This is a genomic window from Paenibacillus xylanexedens (assembly GCF_007676705.1).
Classification (GTDB): domain Bacteria; phylum Bacillota; class Bacilli; order Paenibacillales; family Paenibacillaceae; genus Paenibacillus; species Paenibacillus xylanexedens_C.
Window position 1 is genome coordinate 1 of record NZ_VEBF01000761.1, and the last position, 229, is coordinate 229.

1 protein-coding gene is annotated in these 229 nt (G+C 47.2%); it reads left to right on the forward strand.

Features of this window, described 5'->3' with window-relative positions; genetic code table 11:
- The first annotated feature begins 33 nt into the window (after positions 1–33).
- Complete coding sequence (locus FS628_RS31025; protein ID WP_222125362.1) at positions 34–228, forward strand: hypothetical protein; 195 nt, start codon at positions 34–36, stop codon at positions 226–228.
- The last annotated feature ends 1 nt before the right edge of the window (position 229 follow it).

Genomic DNA, 229 nt, shown 5'->3' on the forward strand with positions numbered 1-229 from the left:
GTGATAGGGTTTGGGTGGAAGTAGAAAGGGGATATGTGGGAAGTGGTTGATAATGGGGTGGATGAGGTGATGAGAGGGTTGAAGAAGTGGAGAAGTTGTGATGGAAAGGGAGACGAACTTGATGTTTTGGTGGGGGATAATGGGAAAGAGGGGTTGGTGTGGTGTGTTGGGAGGGAGATAGAGTACTTGGGGTGGATTTTTGGGGATAAAGAAAGAGAAGAAGAGTAAG

Coding starts and splice junctions, on each gene's coding strand:
- FS628_RS31025 (WP_222125362.1), top strand. CDS start 34: ATGTGGGAAGTGGTTGATAATGGGGTGGATGAGGTGATGAGAGGGTTG.